Raw genomic sequence first — 15,389 nt, forward strand, 5'->3', positions numbered from 1 at the left:
TGTCAGCGCGCGGCTTCCCGAGGTCGGTCCACGAGAGGCGCATCGGCGGCTCTACAGTTTGGCCGGCGGATAATAGGGGCGATCGCCAAGCGCCTGTACGCGCTTCCAGAACTCCAGACCCGAAGCCTTTCCGACCTCGTCGAGGTCGGCCGCCTGGCGCCACAGGCTCCACGATTCGGGATGCAGGCGGCTCGCCTCCGCCATCTGCAGGTCGCCTTCGGCCGCGCGGCCGTTCGCGCGCAGCCAAAGCCCCAGTCGGAAACGTGTCCGCGCTTCGGCGATTTCGACCGTGACCTTCGGCAGGCCCGCGCGCGCTTCGTCGGCCGGCAACGCATGCGCGCCGGTCGCGACCCAGGCGCGCACCGCGTCGAGATAGGCCTGCCGCGCCGCCAGGCGCTCGGCCTGATCCTCCGGAGTCATGGTGCGCGTCGTGAGATCCATGCGCCGGAAATGATCGGTCGAGCCCGCCGTCTCGGGCGGCCGTGCGATCCGGCCCTCCTCGTCGATCCAGATCGCCTGCGGCACGTTCACGAGATTGTAGAGGTCCTCGAGCCGATGCTCGGTGTCGATCAACTGCCAGTAGGACGACTTCGCCTGCTCGATCCACGGACGCGCATGCTCGGCGCCGCGGCTTTCCTGCGCCACGGCCACGACCATGAACCCCTTGTCCTTCAGTTCTTCGTAGAGGGCCTGCCACACGGGCAAGTCAAAGCGGCAGCCTCACCAACTGGCCCAGGTGGCAAGGAACACTTTCCGCCCGCGCAACTGCGACAGCGAACGCGGCACGCCATCGAGGTCCGGCAAGGTGAAGTCCGGCGCCCCGAGCCCTTCGAATGCGGCGTTGCGCTCCTCGGCTGGCGCGCCCAGTGCCCACACGTCGCGCGCTTCGCTCGCGACCACCGGACCGCCCAGCTTCTTCCAGAAGGCTTCGAGGTCGACCTCATTGGGCGCGAGCGTGGAAGCGGGCAGCGGAACGCACAGATCGTCGCGACACATGCCTTCCGGCTTCAGCGTCCAACCCGTGACCCTCTCGGCATCGACGGGACTGATCCAGAGGCCGTCATGCACCGCGACGTCGTGCTCACCCGTGGGCGTCAGGATTTTCGTCATCGCAGCCAGCCTCCCTTTCCGACTCACTTGGGCGTCGAGATCGTCACTTCCTTCGAGGTGATGAACTCCAGCAGCACCGGCACGCCCTTCTGGGTCTGCTCGATGCCGCGCTTGATCGCCGGGATGATGTCCTCCGGCCTGGTGATGCGCTCGCCATAGCCGCCGAAGGCCCGCGCCATGGCGGCGTAGTCGCCCGAGATGTCGGTCGAACGGTACTTCTCGGTCGACACCTTCATGATGTGCAGCTCGATCGCCATCGAGAAGTTGTTGAGCAGGATCGACATGATCGGAATGCGCTCGCGCACCGCCGTCTCGAAATCCATGCCGGTGAAGCCGATCGCGGCATCGCCCCAGACATTGATGCAGAGCTTGTCGGGGCAAGCGAGCTTGGCGCCCATGGCGAGGCCGAGCCCGTAGCCCAGCTGCGTGGTCTTGCCCCAGCCGATGTAGGTGTGCGGCGCGGTCGTCTTCCAGAACGGCGAGAGCTGGTCGCGTGGGCTGCCGGCGTCGTGGGTGATGATGGTATTGGCCTTGTCGACCGTGTGCTGCAGGTCCCAGAGCACGCGGTAGGGATTGAGCGGCGCCTCGTTGTTGGTGAGCTTGGGCATCCACTCCTTCAGCCACTCGTCGGCGATCGGCTTGATCTCAGCCACGACCGGCGCGGCATCGCGCTTCTTAGCCCCGACCAGCTTGCTGCACTCGTCGATCATGGCGCGCAGCGCGAGCTTGGCGTCGCCGATCAGGCCGTACTGGCAGCGCACGTCCTTGTTCAGGTGGTTGGGATCGAGCGTGGTGTGGATCACCGTCTTGCCCTTCGGCATCGAGATGCCGAAGTTGGTCTCGGTGAAGGAGCAGCCGATGCCGAACAGCACGTCGCACTTGTCGAGGAAGTGGCGGACCTGCCGCGGATAGGCGCGGCCGCCTGAGCCCAGCGAGAGCGGATGGGTCTCGTCGAAGCTGCTCTTGCCCTGCAGCGACGTGCAGACGGGAATCGCCAGCAACTCGGCCAGTTCCTTCAGCTCGTCATAGGCCTCGGCCCAGTGCACGCCGTGGCCGGCATAGATGACGGGGCGCCTGGCCTCGACCAGCACCCTGGCGGCTTCCTTCACGGCAGCCGGATCGGGGCCGTAACGCGTCGGCTTGATCGGCTCGTAAGTCAGCGGATCGGGCGCGTCCTCGCCATTGGCCTCGGCCGGGAACTCGATGATCACCGGCGATCCGCGGCCGTTGCGCAGAAGGCTGAAGGCCCGGCGCATGACGTTCTCGATGTCGGCGCCCGAGGTAATGGGCTCGGCATGCTTGGCGACATGCGCCATGGTGATGGTCGAGTTGAAGTTCGGCGGCACGTGCGCGATGCGGCGCGGATAGCCGGCCGGAATGACCAGCAGCGGCACCGATTCACCGTAGGCCTGGGCCACGCCGCCATAGGCGTTTTCGGAGCCCGGACCGCTCTGCATGCAGAACACGCCCATCTTGCGGCCCTTGGTCATGCGCGACATGGCGTCGGCCATGTGCAGGCCGATACGCTCCTGGCGTACGATGATCGGCCGGATGTCGATCGCGGCACAGTGTTCGATCAGATGGTTGACGGGATAGGCGAAGAGATACTCGACCCCCTCGCGCTTCAGGATTTCCGCGACGGCCGGGCCGGTCTTCATCTTCGTTTCTCCCTCTGGTCGGGGGGCGCGCCACTTAAGAGCGGAGGTTACTCCGCTCGCAGTGGCGCGCGCCGAGCGCTCGTCTACTTGTTCAGTTCCTTCATCGCGCTGTCGAGGCCGCCCAGGGTGAGCGGGAACATGCGATTGCTGGTCAGCTGCTGCAGCAGCTGGATCGACGGCGTGTAGCTCCAGTGCCGCTCTGGCACCGGGTTCAGCCACGCCATGCTGCGATAGGTATCGGCAACGCGTTGGATCCAGACCTGGCCCGCTTCCTCGTTCCAGTGCTCCACCGAGCCGCCGGGATAGGCGATCTCATAGGGGCTCATCGAGGCGTCGCCGACGAACAGCACCTTGTAGTCGGGCGGATAGGTATGGAGCATCTGGGCCGTCGAGAAGGTGTCGACGTGACGGCGGCGGTTGTCCTTCCACAGCTTCTCGTAGAGGCAGTTGTGGAAGTAGAAGAATTCGAGGTGCTTGAACTCCGAGCGGGCCGCCGAGAACAGCTCCTCGCAGACGCGAATATGCGCATCCATCGAACCGCCGATGTCGAACAGGATCAGCAGCTTCACCTTGTTCCGCCGCTCCGGCACCATCTTGATGTCGAGGTAGCCGGCATTGCGCGCCGTCGACCGGATCGTGTCGGGCATGTCGAGCTCGACCTCGGCACCCTCGCGCGCGAACTTGCGCAGGCGGCGCAGCGCGATCTTGATGTTGCGCGTGCCGATCTCGACCGTGTCGTCGAGGTTCTTGTACTCGCGCTTGTCCCACACCTTGACGGCGCGGCCCTCGCGGCCTTTGTCCTGGCCGATGCGCACGCCCTCGGGATTGAAGCCGTAGGCACCGAACGGCGAGGTGCCGGCGGTGCCGATCCACTTGCTGCCGCCCTGGTGCCGCTTCTGCTGCTCCTCGAGACGCTTCTTGAGCGTCTCCATGAGCTTCTCCCAGCCGCCCATCGACTCGATCTGCTTCTTCTCCTCTTCGGTGAGAAGCTTCTCGGCCAGCTTGCGCAGCCATTCCTCGGGGATCTCGGCTGCCACGCCCTCGGGGGGCAACGCCTCGAGCCCCTTGAAGACGGTGCCGAACACGCGGTCGAACTTGTCGAGGTTGCGCTCGTCCTTCACCAGCGCGGCGCGCGACAGATAGTAGAAGTCGTCGACGCTGTAGTCGGCGACTCCCTTGTCCATCGCATCCATCAGGGAGAGATATTCCTTGATGGAAACCGGCAGCTTGGCGTTGCGCAGCTCGAGGAAGAAGTTGATGAACATCGCGTCCTCCTCTCAGCAGTGATTACTGGCGCTGCTCCCGCCGCGCCATGAACGCCAGACGCTCGAACAGATGCACGTCCTGTTCGTTCTTGAGCAGCGCGCCATGCAGCGGCGGAATGAGCTGCTTGGAGTCCTTGGAGCGCAGCGATTCGGGCGACATGTCTTCGACCATCAGCAGCTTCAGCCAGTCGAGAAGCTCGGACGTCGACGGCTTCTTCTTGAGGCCCGGCACTTCGCGGATGTCGTAGAACACGTTCAGCGCCTCGCGCAGCAGGTTGCGCTGCAGGTCGGGGAAGTGGACGTCGACGATCTGCGTCATGGTCTCGCGATCGGGGAAGCGGATGTAGTGGAAGAAGCAGCGGCGCAGGAAGGCGTCCGGCAGCTCCTTCTCGTTGTTCGAGGTGATCATCACGATCGGGCGCTCGGTCGCCTTGATGGTCTGCTGCGTTTCGTAGACGTAGAATTCCATGCGATCCAGTTCCTGGAGCAGATCGTTCGGGAACTCGATGTCGGCCTTGTCGATCTCGTCGATCAGCAGGATCGGGCGCACCGGGGCGGTAAAGCCCTCCCACAGCTTGCCCTTCTTGATGTAGTTGCCGATGTCCTTCACGCGCTCGTCGCCGAGCTGGCTGTCGCGCAGGCGCGAGACGGCGTCGTACTCGTAGAGGCCCTGCTGCGCCTTGGTGGTCGACTTGATGTGCCACTCGATGATCGGCGCATTCAGCGCCTTGGCAACTTCATGCGCGAGGACCGTCTTGCCGGTGCCGGGCTCACCCTTGATGAGCAGCGGACGCTGCAGCGCGATCGCCGCGTTCACCGCCACGCGCAGGTCGTCGCTGGCAACGTAGGAGTCGGTACCGGTAAATTTCATGGTGCAAAATCCAAATTTCACTGTGGTTAAAGCCACCCTAGAGGGGCGGTTTCAGGCCAGCAAGGCCGCCCGACCAGGTCAGCCGCCCGCGCGGACGATGAAATAGACCAAAGCGGCACAGGCGAGCAGGACAGACATCGCAAGGCGGCTCGATGCGAAGGCGAGCCGCGGTGCGGGGGCGCCCGGTTCGACCGCCTGCTCGATGCGCTTGCGACCGGTGATCATGGCGCCGATCAGATTGTGCCGCTTCCAGACGAGGTAGAGGACGACGGCGGCGACATGGGCCGCCACCAGGATGAGCAGGACGTTGATCCACCAGGCATGGAAATCGGTGGCCCGCTCGACCCACTTGTCGGCGACCTTCAGCGCAAGAGGTCCGTTCACCATGCCGGTATCGGTGTCGGCACTGAAGAGACCGGTCACGACCTGGGCCAGTACGGCGAAGAGCAGGACGAGCACCATGGCGCCCCCCACCGGATTGTGCCCGACATCGCACGGGCCCTCCTTGCGGAACAGATGCGCGACATGAGCGAAAGCGGCCCGGGGCCCCTTGAGGAAGCTCGTGAAGCGCGCGGTGGTGCTGCCGACGAAGCCCCACACGAGGCGAAAGAGCAAAAGGGTTAGGATGGCGTAGCCCGACCAGAAATGGAGCTGCATCCAGTCGCCCCCGGCGCGCCCGCTGAAATACGAGGTCGCCATCAGCGCAACGAGCAACCAGTGGAACAGCCGGACGGGCACGTCCCAGACGAGAATCTTGTCGCTCTTGCCGGCCATCCGTCATCATCTCCTTGCGAGGGGCCAGAATAGTCGAAACCCGGGGGCTTTAGGCAAGGACTCACCAGGGACCACCACACGCAGTCGTGATGGATCGTGGTCTGCACGCCCATTCGCTTTCAGCGCCAACCTCTGCAACAAATAGGTCGTCGGCGAGGCATAAATTGCCGGGCGACCGTAGAATGCGAAGGGGATGGGCTTATGAGGAAGACTTTGGTGATAGCGTTGGTCGGCGCGTTGGCCGCCGGTGCGATGGTGGGCGGCGCGACGATCGCGATGGCCCAGGGCGACGTGATCGCGCAGCGCAAGGACAATCGCAAGCAGACGGCGGCCGCGATGCGCGCCATCAAGGCGATCGTCGATGCCAAGGGACCGACCGCGGGCGCCGTCGAGCAGGCCGCGAAACTCAAGACCCTCGAAGCATCCTTCGTGAAGATGTTTCCGGCCGGCTCGGACAAGGGCGAGACCCGAGCCCTGCCGGCCATCTGGACCGACTGGGCCGGCTTCGAAGCGGCCAGCAAGGCGGCCGACGCAGCCTACGACAAGCTCGCGACAGCGGCCGGCTCGGGCAATGCCGAAGCGCTGGCAACGGCCTTTGCCGACACCGGCAAGACCTGCGGTGCCTGCCACCAGAAGTTCCAGGCAAAGGCCAAGTAGGCCTTTCTGCTGCGGTACATCAGGGCGGCGGTCTTCCGTCGCCCTTTTTCCGGGCCTCAGGCCGCCGTGGATGCCGGAAGCGAACCGGCAAGGGCCTGTTGCACGATCGTCTCGGCCGTGAAGCGCCAGGTCCTCGATGCGCGCATCGGCGACAGGCGCTGGCGCTCACGCAAGTTCATCCAGCTGTCGAAGCCGAAGGCCCGATCGAGTGAATCGAGCCCGGCGAGGCGTGCCTCGGGCTCGAGCGATTCGAGTTCGGCGGCAAACCAAACGGCGAGTCGCTCGCGCAGAACCTGCCGCAGGCGCGCCACGCCGGCGCCGATGGCCGGCGCCGTGCGGCGCACACGGTCGGCGAAGCTCCATAGCGGAAGCCACTCCTCGAACAACTGCGCCCTGTCCGAGACCAGAAGTGTGATTCGATTTGCCAGCGGCGCCGCCGGATCGACCGGTCGATCGGCGCTGAATGCTCGACTGACGGCGAGCTCGAAGGCCGCCGTGTAAAGGTCGGACAGGTTGGGGAAGTGCTGAGCAAGGGTCCGGCTCGAAAGCCCGGCGATCATGGCGACGGCACCCGCAGATGGCTCGGCATCCCCCGTATGGACGAGATCCAGCGTCGCCTGGATCAGGGAGCGCCGAATGCTCTGCCCCTTGATGATGCGTTCATCCCGCACATTGGACACATCGAGGGGGAAGCCGACAATTCTCATTGGGACCGATCGAAATTTTTTCTGCGCGTGTCGGCGACACTAGTCAGCCGGCGATTTCAGGGTAACTTGCATTAATGCATATCTTGCAGATTGAACCTCCAGCAATACCGGCATCAGCCAAGACTGTGATAAGCGTTTTGGGGATGTCTATAACTGCACCCAGCCGGCAACAATGCTCCAGCCCCCAGGCAGCATGACGATGATCGCCAAAATACGAAAGGCCGATCGCTTGGGGAACGATCGGCCTTCCTATGAGCCCGCTTGGGTGTGGGTTGTCGAAGCCCTGGGTGTGTGTGGGAAAGGCTTCGGTAAGCGGCTTGGGGAGCCGCCAGCGGGCTTGGTCTCGTGATTACTGTACCGCAGCCGGCTGGGCGCGGTACTTGCAATAACGCATATCTACGACCGAACGATCAAAAGAATGCCCAACGATTTCCGGCAACCCTCCAACTCAGCTAGTCCAAAAGGGTAATTCAGGAAGTGGATGGCTCCCCGCGCGAAAGACCCGCGATGGTGGCAAGAATTGGCCGGAGATGCTCGAGGAAGCGATCCGGATCCTCGCTCATCGGAAAATGGCCGAGGCCTGGCATGATCGAACAGCTGGCGCCCGGGACAATGGCGGCAACCTCCTCCGTCTCGGCGGGCGAGCACGAATAGTCGTACTCGCCGGTCAGCAGGTGGAGCGGGCAGCGGCGCGTATCGATGGTGGCGATGCGCTCTCGAAGGTCGCCGTCGACCTTGTAGAAATGCAGATCGCCTTTGAAGACGCCGGGACCGCCCTGCATGTAGTGCCACAGCGTCTCCCAGCGATGCTCGCTGGGCGCATCGGGTCCCACGAGCCCCGAAACGATGCCCGCGCAGACCTCCCCGCCATGGACGTCCGCGTGGTGGAGCCAGTCGGTATCGTAGTAGGGCGCGACATGGGCAGAGGCCTGCAGGCCGATCAGAGCGCGAAAGCGGTCCGCGTGCGTCGCCGCGAGATTGAGCACGACACGCCCCCCGATCGAACAGCCCATGACCACCGGCCGGTGCAGCGACAGCGCATCGGCGAAGGCCACGACGAAGGCGGTGTAGAAATCCCTCGTAAGCCGGTATTCCTCGCGCTCGAAGCCGGCGGGTGGCGAGGATTTGCCGTGCCAGGGCATGTCGAAGGCAATGACGCGAAAGCGCCTGGTGATCGCCTCATCGTTCAGCACGCCGCGATACTGCCGTCCATCGGCACCCGCCGTGTGCAGGCAGATCAGCGGGATACCTTCTCCCGCCTCCTCGAAGTAGACGCGGTAGCGCCGTCCCTCGAACTCGAGCGACAGATAGCGACCGACGATCGGCTCGAACCGGGCGTTCGTCATGGCGTCACTCCCCCTGCCGCTTGGGCAGCCCGGGGCGCTTCGAGCACGCCCTTGATGTAGAGCAGGTTGGCCATCAGCGGCTGCAGGTCCCCCTCGAATTTCATCAGGCCCCGGCGCACCAGTGCGAGCAGATCGTGGTCGCCCGGCGCCGGCCGCGGTCGCCAGAAGCGCTCCCAACTCGCCTCATCGGCCCGCAGGGCGAAGCGCCAGGACGGCATGACGAGTGGACCTGAATCGATCCTCTCGATCCGGCCCCGCAGCACGTGTACCAGCCAGCTCCGCGGATGTGCCTCCACCAGAAAAGCCCCCGTGAAATGGCGGCCGCGCCGGACCAGGGCCGCGTCGCGGTTCACAAGGTCGGCAAGTTGTTCGAGCATGCTCCTCCCCTTCTGTGGGCCGCGTTTCGTGTTTCGGCCTCATTTCCATGCTAGACGATTTGCCATTCCGCCAATATCCGCCGTGCTTTCCGGGAGCCTCTCCGTGCACTTCGCTCGTTCCGCCCGCGCCCTTCTGCCCCTCGCCGGGGCCGCCCTGTTGCTCGCTGCCGCCGTCCAGCCGGCCGCCGCCGACCTCGAGCAAGCGGTCAAGGCGCTGCAGGCGGGCGATGTCGTGACGGCGGAGAAGGAACTGCAGCTTCTTGCGAAGGAGCGCGATCCGCGCGCCCAGTTCGTGCTCGGGCTCTACATCTACGGCAATGCCGAATCGAAGCTGTTTGACATCAACAAGGCGACCCCCCTGCTCCTCGATGCGTCGGAGCGCGGCTACCTGCCGGCCATGATTCCGCTGGCAGGCGCCTATGCCGAAGGCAAGGGCGTACCGAAGAGCCTGTTCGAGGCCTATAAGTGGTGCGCCATCGCCGAACGCTGGAACGTTCCCAACGCCAGCCTGGCGCTCGAGCAGGCCGGCCGCGAACTGCCGGCCGCTGAGGTCGAGAAGGCCAAGGCCGCGGCGGCGGCCTACACCTTCAAGACCAAATGATCGCCGCGCGATCGGCGCTCGCCGCGGCTCTGGTGGCCGCGAGCGCCGTCGCGCAGGCCCAGCAGCCGCCCGACGCGTCGGACGTCGCGCCATCGCTGCGTCCGGCCGTGGCCGCGTATCGTCAGGGTGACATCGCCACCGCCGAGCGCACCTTACGCTCCCTCGGCGCTCCCTCGGCCGACTCCGAGGCCTGGCTGGGCGCCGTGCTACTCGACCGCGGCAACAAGGCGGAGGGGCTGAGGCTGATCCAGCGCGCTGCCGATGCCGGCTCCGCCGAGGGCCAGCACCGGCTGGCGCTGATCTTCATCACGGGCGACGCCGGTCAGGCTCGCGATCCCGCGCGGGCCGTCGAGCTCTTCGCCAAGGCGGCAGCGCAGGGACACCGCCGGGCGCAGCTCAATCTCGGCACGCTCTATCTTCGGGGCCAAGGAGTTCAGCGCGACCTGATTCAGGCGCGCGCGTGGCTCGAGCAGGCCGCCATGGATGGTGACGTTTACGCGACCTACGCTTTGGCGCGTGCCATGTCCGAAAGCGCCCCGCCGGTATCCGCCGATTCGACACGCGCGGCCGATCTCTTCCGCCGGGCCGCCGAGAAGGGTCACATGCGCGCCGCTCTTCGCTACGGCCTGGCGCTGGCCGAAGGGTCGGGCGTCAAACAGGACCTTGCCGCCGCCCAGCGCTGGCTGATCCAGGCGCAGCAGAATGGTGTGCCCGAAGCGGCACTCGCCCTGGGCGACATGGCGGTCCGTACGCCGGCGACGCGCGACAAGGCGGCCAACGAGAAGATCCTGAAATCGGCCATCAGCTGGTACCAGGCGGCCGCCGGGGCCGGCGTGCCGTCGGGTCAGTTCAAGCTCGCCAATGCCTATCTCGCCGGCTCCGGCGTCGCGCGGGATCCCGTGCAGGCCCAGTTCTGGTACTCACGCGCCGCCCAGCAGGGATTGCCGGAGGCGCAGCAGGCGCTGGGCGTCATGCTGCTTACGGGCGTCACCGGCACCATGGACCCGGTCGAAGCCTTCAAGTGGCTTTACCTCGCCGAACGTGGCGGTCATCCGGAAGCCCGCGCCGTTCGGGAAAAGGCGGGGGACAAGGTGGCCGATCGCGACCGCAAGCGCGGCGAGGCATTGGCACAGGCCTTCAAGCCCACCTTCGAACTGCCGAGCGACGAGAGCCTGCCCCGGCTCGTCCCGGTCCGTCGCTGACGTGCAGGCCCGTGGACGCCACGCAGAACGTCGCGCGCCAGGCGCGTCCTGACATCACCCTCGCAGTCTGCCGCGGGGCCTGCCGGCTGATGCGTCAGACCGGCCGGTCGGTCCTGCGCGAGCTGCCTCTGCCCGACGGGCGACGCGCCGACATCATGGCGATCGCCGGCAGCGGCGAGCTCACGATCGTCGAGGTGAAATCGTCGATCGAGGACTGGCGCGTCGACCAGAAATGGCCCGACTACCTCGCCTGGTGCGACCTCCTCTACTTTGCCGTGCCCGTCGATTTTCCGCAGGCGCTGATTGCGGAGGAAGTCGGCCTGATCGTCGCCGACGCCTATGGGGCTGACATCCTGCGCCATCCAATCCGGCGCCCGGTCGCGGCGGCGCGGCGCAAGGCTCTCCTCGTCGACTGCGCCCGCCTCGCCTCCGAGCGCCTGGCGCGCCTCGAAGATCCCGAGTTCGTCGACTTCGTCTGACCCTCAGCCGGACATCGGGCGCGCCGCCCCGCGACTGGCCTCGGCCATGCGGATGCGAGCATAGGCCATCACCTCGGTCGGCGGGCCGATGCGCTCGACGCGGCCGTCCATCACCAGCGCAACGCGGTCGGCAATAGCGAGCGGCGCCAGTCGGTGCGTGATCATGATGACGGTCCGCCCGCGCGTGTTGGCCTTGAGCTGGCGCAGGAGCTGCTCCTCGGTGGCGGGATCGAGGGCGCTGGTCGCTTCGTCGAGAATCAGGATGCGCGGATTGCGGATCAACGCCCGGGCGATGCAGAGGAGCTGGCGCTGGCCCGTCGACAGGCCCTGCCCACGCTCGCCCAGCACGGTGTTGTAGCCCTGCGGCAGGCGCTGGATGAAGTCGTGGGCGCCGACGAACTTCGCGACGGCGACGACGCGGCCGGGATCCTTGTCCGCAACGCCCATCGCGATGTTCTCGCGCACCGTCCCGGTAAAGAGCTGAACGTCCTGCGGCACCGCACCGATCTGCGCCCGAAGTTGCGCCGGCGAGATATGGGCGATGTCGGTACCGTCGACCAGGACGCGACCGTCAGCCGGGCTGACCAGGCCCTGCACCAGGTTGGCAATGGTGGTCTTGCCCGAACCGGAGGGGCCAACGATACCGACGATCTCTCCCGCCGCCACGGTCAGATCGGCCTCGCGCAGGATGGGCGCGCCGCGCTCGTGGGCACGGTAGGTCACGCGTTCGAGCGTAATCTCGCCGGACAGGGCTGGCATCGGCGCGAACTCCCCCGGCGGCGCCTCAGGCGTCTCGTGCATCAGCGCGTCGACGCGCTTGAACGCAGCACTCACGCCCTGGAGCTGATGCCAGGCGCCCGCCAGCTGCCGCATCGGCTGCAGCGCCCGCGCCGCCAGCATGTTGGCGGCGATGAGCGCGCCGATCGTCAGGCGCTGGTCGGCAATCTCCGCGACACCGACCATCACGATGACGAGAGATGTCACGAGCTGGAGCGTGCCAGAGGCGCTCGCAGCGATACTGGCGAGGTAATTGGCCCGCAGGCTGCTGCGGGCCGACTGCTCGACCCGCGTCTGCCAGCGCTTCTCGACTTCGGCTTCCAGCCCAAGCGCCTTGATCGTCGCGGCGTTGGCTACTGTCTCCGTCAGCGTCGAACTCTTGGCGGCCAGCGCCTGGAAATTCTCGTCCGCCAGGCGCCGCTGCGCGCGATGAGCCGCAAGCGACACGCCGACCAGCACCGGAATGGCGAAAGCGGTAATCAGGCCCAGAGTCGTGCTGATCACGAAGGTGGCGATCAGGAAGAGGGCGACGAACAGCAGATCGATCGCGAGCACCGGCAGCTGCCCCGTCAGGAAGCCGCGCAGCACGTCGAGCTGGCGCAGCCGCTCGGCGATGACGCCGGATGGGGTGCGCTCGAAATGCCGATAGGGCAAGGCCATCAGGTGATGCAGCACCTCGGCGCTCATCAGCGCGTCGAGTCGCGCGCCCGTCCTGGCCGACAGCCAGCCACGCGCCACGCGCAGCCCGAAATCGGCGGCGTAGGCGAGGAGCATGCCCGCACAGAGCATCAGCATCACCGAGGACAGGCCCGCCGGCGGCTGGCGACCGATCACCAGGTTCACCACCAGCATCATGAAGAGCGGCGTGAGGAGGGCCAGCAGGTTGATGGCGAACGACGCAGCGGCGAGCTTGAACACGACCGGCCGCACACGCGCCCAGAGCGGCGCATACCATTGATCCGCCCGGCGCGGGCCCAGCGGCTGGCGCAGCAACAGCGCGCGCGAACCGAGCGTGCCGACCTCTCGGGCCGCCACTTGCCAGACGCGACCCACGACGACATCGAGGATAGTCCAGGTGTCGGCGCGGCCCGAGACCACGACATGGACGCGACCGTCGGCCGCGAGGAGCGCGAAGGGCAGAGGCAGTTCGTCGAGCGGACGCGATGCGAACTCGATCGCCTCGCTCTCGAGGCCGAGCCGCACCGCCGCGCTCAGAAACGACGCCTCGTCGAGGCCTGCCACCGGTACCGCAGTCAGGCGACGGATATCGGCTTCACTGACGGGCCGGCCCACCTGCTGAGCGATGTAAAGCAGGGCCCTCATCAAGGAATCGACGCGGGAGCGGCCGCCATCGTCCCACACGGACTGCTGCTGGAAGCCTCCGTTCTCGAGGGGAGCCATACCCAAGGGTACCAGAAATACCCCTGAATTCAATTGTCTAGGGGCATCTCCTAAAGCAAAGGGCGCGCAACTCGCGCTGCGCGCCCTTCGTTCGTGAAGACCGAAAGGATCTAGCGGGCGCTGAAAGCGCGCTTCAGCTCGGCCACCAGGTCGGTGCGTTCCCAGGAAAAGCCGCCGTCCTTCTCGGGCTTGCGACCGAAATGGCCATAGGCGGCCGTGCGCTGGTAGATCGGCTTGTTGAGCTGCAGCGACCGGCGGATGTTGGTCGGGCGCAGCGGGAAGAGTTCCGAGAGGACCTTCTCGAGCTTGCGCTCGTCGACCTTGCCGGTGCCCTCGGTGTTCACATAGAGCGACATCGGATCGGCGACTCCGATCGCGTAGGCGACCTGGATCAGGCAGCGGTCGGCGAGGCCGGCGGCAACCACGTTCTTGGCCAGGTAGCGCGCGGCGTAGGCAGCCGAGCGATCGACCTTGGTCGGATCCTTGCCGGAGAAAGCGCCGCCGCCATGGGGCGCATAGCCGCCGTAGGTGTCGACGATGATCTTGCGGCCGGTGAGACCGCAATCGCCGTCGGGACCGCCAACGACGAAGTTGCCGGTCGGATTGACGAAGAAGTCAGACGCCTTCTTGGGCATCCAGCCCTTGGGCAGCGACTTCTCGACGTGGCCCGCGATCATCTCGCGGACCATGGCGGAGTTGTACTTCTTGCCCTTGGCGGTCGTCTCGCGATGTTGCGTGGACACCACGACCTTGGTGGCGCCGACGGCCTTGCCGTCGACGTAACGTACCGTCACCTGGCTCTTGGCGTCGGGCTGCAGGTCGCCGAGTTCACCCGACCGGCGGGCCTTGCTCAGTACTTCGAGAATCTTGTGAGAGAAGAAGATCGGAGCGGGCATGAACGAGCCCTTCTCGTATTCCTCGCTGTCGCGGCAGGCGAAGCCGAACATCAGGCCCTGGTCGCCCGCGCCTTCCTGCTCGCCGAGATTGCCGCCTTTCTTCTTGGCATCGACGCCCATCGCGATGTCGGGCGACTGGCCGTGCAGCAGCACCTCGACGTCGGCGCCGTGGAAGGAGAAGCCGTCCTGATCGTAGCCGATGTCGCGCACGACGTTGCGCGCGATCTCGCCGATCGCCTCGCGATTGACGACGGTGTTCTTGCCGTACTTCTTCATGTACGGCTCGGAGGCGCGGCCTTCGCCGGCGATCACGATCTTGTTGGTGGTGACCAGCGTCTCGCAGCCAAGGCGGGTATTGGCGTGGCTGTCGTCGGCATGGCCGAGCTTCACGTCATTGGCGATGAAGGCGTCCAGGATCGCGTCGGAAATCTGGTCCGCGACCTTGTCCGGATGGCCTTCCGAAACCGACTCACTGGTGAAGATATAGTCCTTGAGCGCCAACGATCCCTCCCAAAGTGCACTGGACTCCGGGCAGGGCGGATGGTGCCGCCAACGTCCGGCTTAGCCTTTGTTTGCGCGGTGGCAAGTCGTCCAAATCCGTCCGCGGCGATCCCGACCATCGGGATCGCGCTCCGTTAAAACCTCAAAATTCAGCCGAGCGCAAGAGGATCGCAGGGCGAACGCCTCCGTCTTCCATCCCGGCGCTAGCGACCCTTGCGCGCACCGACCGTTTCGGCGTGGCTCGCCACGCCCACGGCTTTCACCATCTCGAAGATGCGCTTGCGCACTTTGCTCTCGCGAATCTTGTAATAGGCGCGCACGAGCTCGAGGGTCTCGCGCTTGATCAGCGGATCCTTCTCCTGTTCGAAGGGCGTGCCGGCTTCGCCGAAGCCCTTGCGCCCGCGCCCCGACATCGGGCGGCCTGCCAGCGCATTCGAAGGCATTTCGTCGAAGAAGTAGGACACGGGCACGTCCAGCACCTTGGCGAATTCGAACAGTCGGCTCGAGCCGATGCGGTTCGATCCACGTTCGTACTTCTGGATCTGCTGGAAGGTGAGGCCGACCGCCGTCCCGAGCTTTTCCTGGCTCATGCCGAGGAGAGTGCGCCGCTGGCGCATGCGCGCTCCGACATGGACATCAACGGGATGCGATCTCGCCATGGATTCCCCTGCTCCTTCCCAGATCAAATATCCAATGAACGCCGATAGGGCCGAATAGTGGCCGAATGGCGTGCAGCACCCGCTGCCATGACCTCTTGTGCAAAAATG

The 15,389-nt window shown here is 65.8% G+C and carries 15 protein-coding genes; 4 read left to right on the plus strand and 11 right to left on the minus strand.

What is annotated here, in order from left to right; genetic code table 11:
* Nucleotides 1–51: 51 nt before the first annotated feature.
* From ACT6UX_RS00440 to ACT6UX_RS00460, 5 genes are all read right to left on the minus strand, one after another.
* On the minus strand, nt 52–1,110 hold the full coding sequence (locus ACT6UX_RS00440) for a redoxin domain-containing protein (protein ID WP_444773169.1): 1,059 nt from the start codon (nt 1,108–1,110) through the stop codon (nt 52–54).
* A 23-nt stretch (nt 1,111–1,133) separates the two neighbouring features.
* The gene (locus ACT6UX_RS00445; RefSeq protein WP_444773674.1) at nt 1,134–2,960 is read right to left on the minus strand and encodes a thiamine pyrophosphate-requiring protein; all 1,827 of its coding nucleotides are present in this window, start codon (nt 2,958–2,960) and stop codon (nt 1,134–1,136) included.
* Entirely contained in the window at nt 2,852–4,033 is a 1,182-nt protein-coding gene (locus ACT6UX_RS00450; RefSeq protein ID WP_304853861.1) for a vWA domain-containing protein, read from the minus strand. Before ACT6UX_RS00450 ends, ACT6UX_RS00445 begins: the two co-directional genes overlap by 109 nt.
* Nucleotides 4,034–4,055: 22 nt before the next feature.
* The gene (locus ACT6UX_RS00455) at nt 4,056–4,904 is read right to left on the minus strand and encodes an AAA family ATPase (RefSeq protein WP_422010002.1); all 849 of its coding nucleotides are present in this window, start codon (nt 4,902–4,904) and stop codon (nt 4,056–4,058) included.
* Nucleotides 4,905–4,982: 78 nt separating this feature from the next.
* Nucleotides 4,983–5,678 carry a cytochrome b/b6 domain-containing protein gene (locus tag ACT6UX_RS00460; protein ID WP_444773170.1) on the minus strand — a complete coding sequence of 232 codons (696 nt, stop codon included), beginning with the start codon at nt 5,676–5,678 and terminating at the stop codon, nt 4,983–4,985.
* A 201-nt stretch (nt 5,679–5,879) separates the two neighbouring features.
* Between ACT6UX_RS00460 and ACT6UX_RS00465 the strand changes: the two genes are divergently transcribed.
* Nucleotides 5,880–6,335: a c-type cytochrome gene (locus ACT6UX_RS00465; RefSeq protein ID WP_444773171.1), complete on the plus strand. Its 456-nt coding sequence runs from the start codon at nt 5,880–5,882 to the stop codon at nt 6,333–6,335.
* Nucleotides 6,336–6,391: 56 nt separating this feature from the next.
* On the opposite strand, the gene ACT6UX_RS00470 is transcribed toward ACT6UX_RS00465, so the two are convergent.
* The 3 genes from ACT6UX_RS00470 to ACT6UX_RS00480 all read right to left on the minus strand — a co-directional run bounded on the left by ACT6UX_RS00470 (nt 6,392) and on the right by ACT6UX_RS00480 (nt 8,765).
* Nucleotides 6,392–7,042: a TetR/AcrR family transcriptional regulator gene (locus ACT6UX_RS00470; protein ID WP_444773172.1), complete on the minus strand. Its 651-nt coding sequence runs from the start codon at nt 7,040–7,042 to the stop codon at nt 6,392–6,394.
* Between the two features lie 470 nt (nt 7,043–7,512).
* Nucleotides 7,513–8,388: an alpha/beta fold hydrolase gene (locus tag ACT6UX_RS00475; RefSeq protein WP_444773173.1), complete on the minus strand. Its 876-nt coding sequence runs from the start codon at nt 8,386–8,388 to the stop codon at nt 7,513–7,515.
* Nucleotides 8,385–8,765, minus strand: coding sequence for a hypothetical protein (locus ACT6UX_RS00480; RefSeq protein ID WP_444773174.1), 381 nt, complete (start codon nt 8,763–8,765; stop codon nt 8,385–8,387). Before ACT6UX_RS00480 ends, ACT6UX_RS00475 begins: the two co-directional genes overlap by 4 nt.
* Before the next feature lie 103 nt (nt 8,766–8,868).
* On the opposite strand from ACT6UX_RS00480, the gene ACT6UX_RS00485 reads away from it, so the two are divergent.
* Genes ACT6UX_RS00485 through ACT6UX_RS00495 form a run of 3 tightly spaced genes read left to right on the plus strand, consistent with a single transcriptional unit; the run spans nt 8,869 to nt 11,047 of the window.
* Nucleotides 8,869–9,366: a hypothetical protein gene (locus ACT6UX_RS00485; protein ID WP_444773175.1), complete on the plus strand. Its 498-nt coding sequence runs from the start codon at nt 8,869–8,871 to the stop codon at nt 9,364–9,366.
* Nucleotides 9,363–10,568, plus strand: a complete 1,206-nt coding sequence (locus ACT6UX_RS00490) for a tetratricopeptide repeat protein (RefSeq protein WP_444773176.1) — start codon at nt 9,363–9,365, stop codon at nt 10,566–10,568. Before ACT6UX_RS00485 ends, ACT6UX_RS00490 begins: the two co-directional genes overlap by 4 nt.
* A gap of 11 nt (nt 10,569–10,579) precedes the next feature.
* Nucleotides 10,580–11,047: an MmcB family DNA repair protein gene (locus tag ACT6UX_RS00495; protein WP_444773177.1), complete on the plus strand. Its 468-nt coding sequence runs from the start codon at nt 10,580–10,582 to the stop codon at nt 11,045–11,047.
* Nucleotides 11,048–11,050: 3 nt separating this feature from the next.
* Here ACT6UX_RS00495 and ACT6UX_RS00500 read toward each other — a convergent pair whose 3' ends face one another.
* The 3 genes from ACT6UX_RS00500 to ACT6UX_RS00510 form a co-directional block, all read right to left on the minus strand.
* Nucleotides 11,051–13,147, minus strand: coding sequence for a peptidase domain-containing ABC transporter (locus tag ACT6UX_RS00500; RefSeq protein ID WP_444773178.1), 2,097 nt, complete (start codon nt 13,145–13,147; stop codon nt 11,051–11,053).
* Between the two features lie 188 nt (nt 13,148–13,335).
* A complete protein-coding gene (gene metK, locus ACT6UX_RS00505; protein ID WP_444773179.1) occupies nt 13,336–14,622 on the minus strand; it encodes a methionine adenosyltransferase in 1,287 nt (428 codons plus the stop codon).
* A 203-nt stretch (nt 14,623–14,825) separates the two neighbouring features.
* The gene (locus tag ACT6UX_RS00510; RefSeq protein ID WP_298314622.1) at nt 14,826–15,281 is read right to left on the minus strand and encodes a helix-turn-helix domain-containing protein; all 456 of its coding nucleotides are present in this window, start codon (nt 15,279–15,281) and stop codon (nt 14,826–14,828) included.
* Nucleotides 15,282–15,389: the final 108 nt, after the last annotated feature.

Source organism: Reyranella sp. (assembly GCF_052439685.1).
Lineage (GTDB): Bacteria > Pseudomonadota > Alphaproteobacteria > Reyranellales > Reyranellaceae > Reyranella.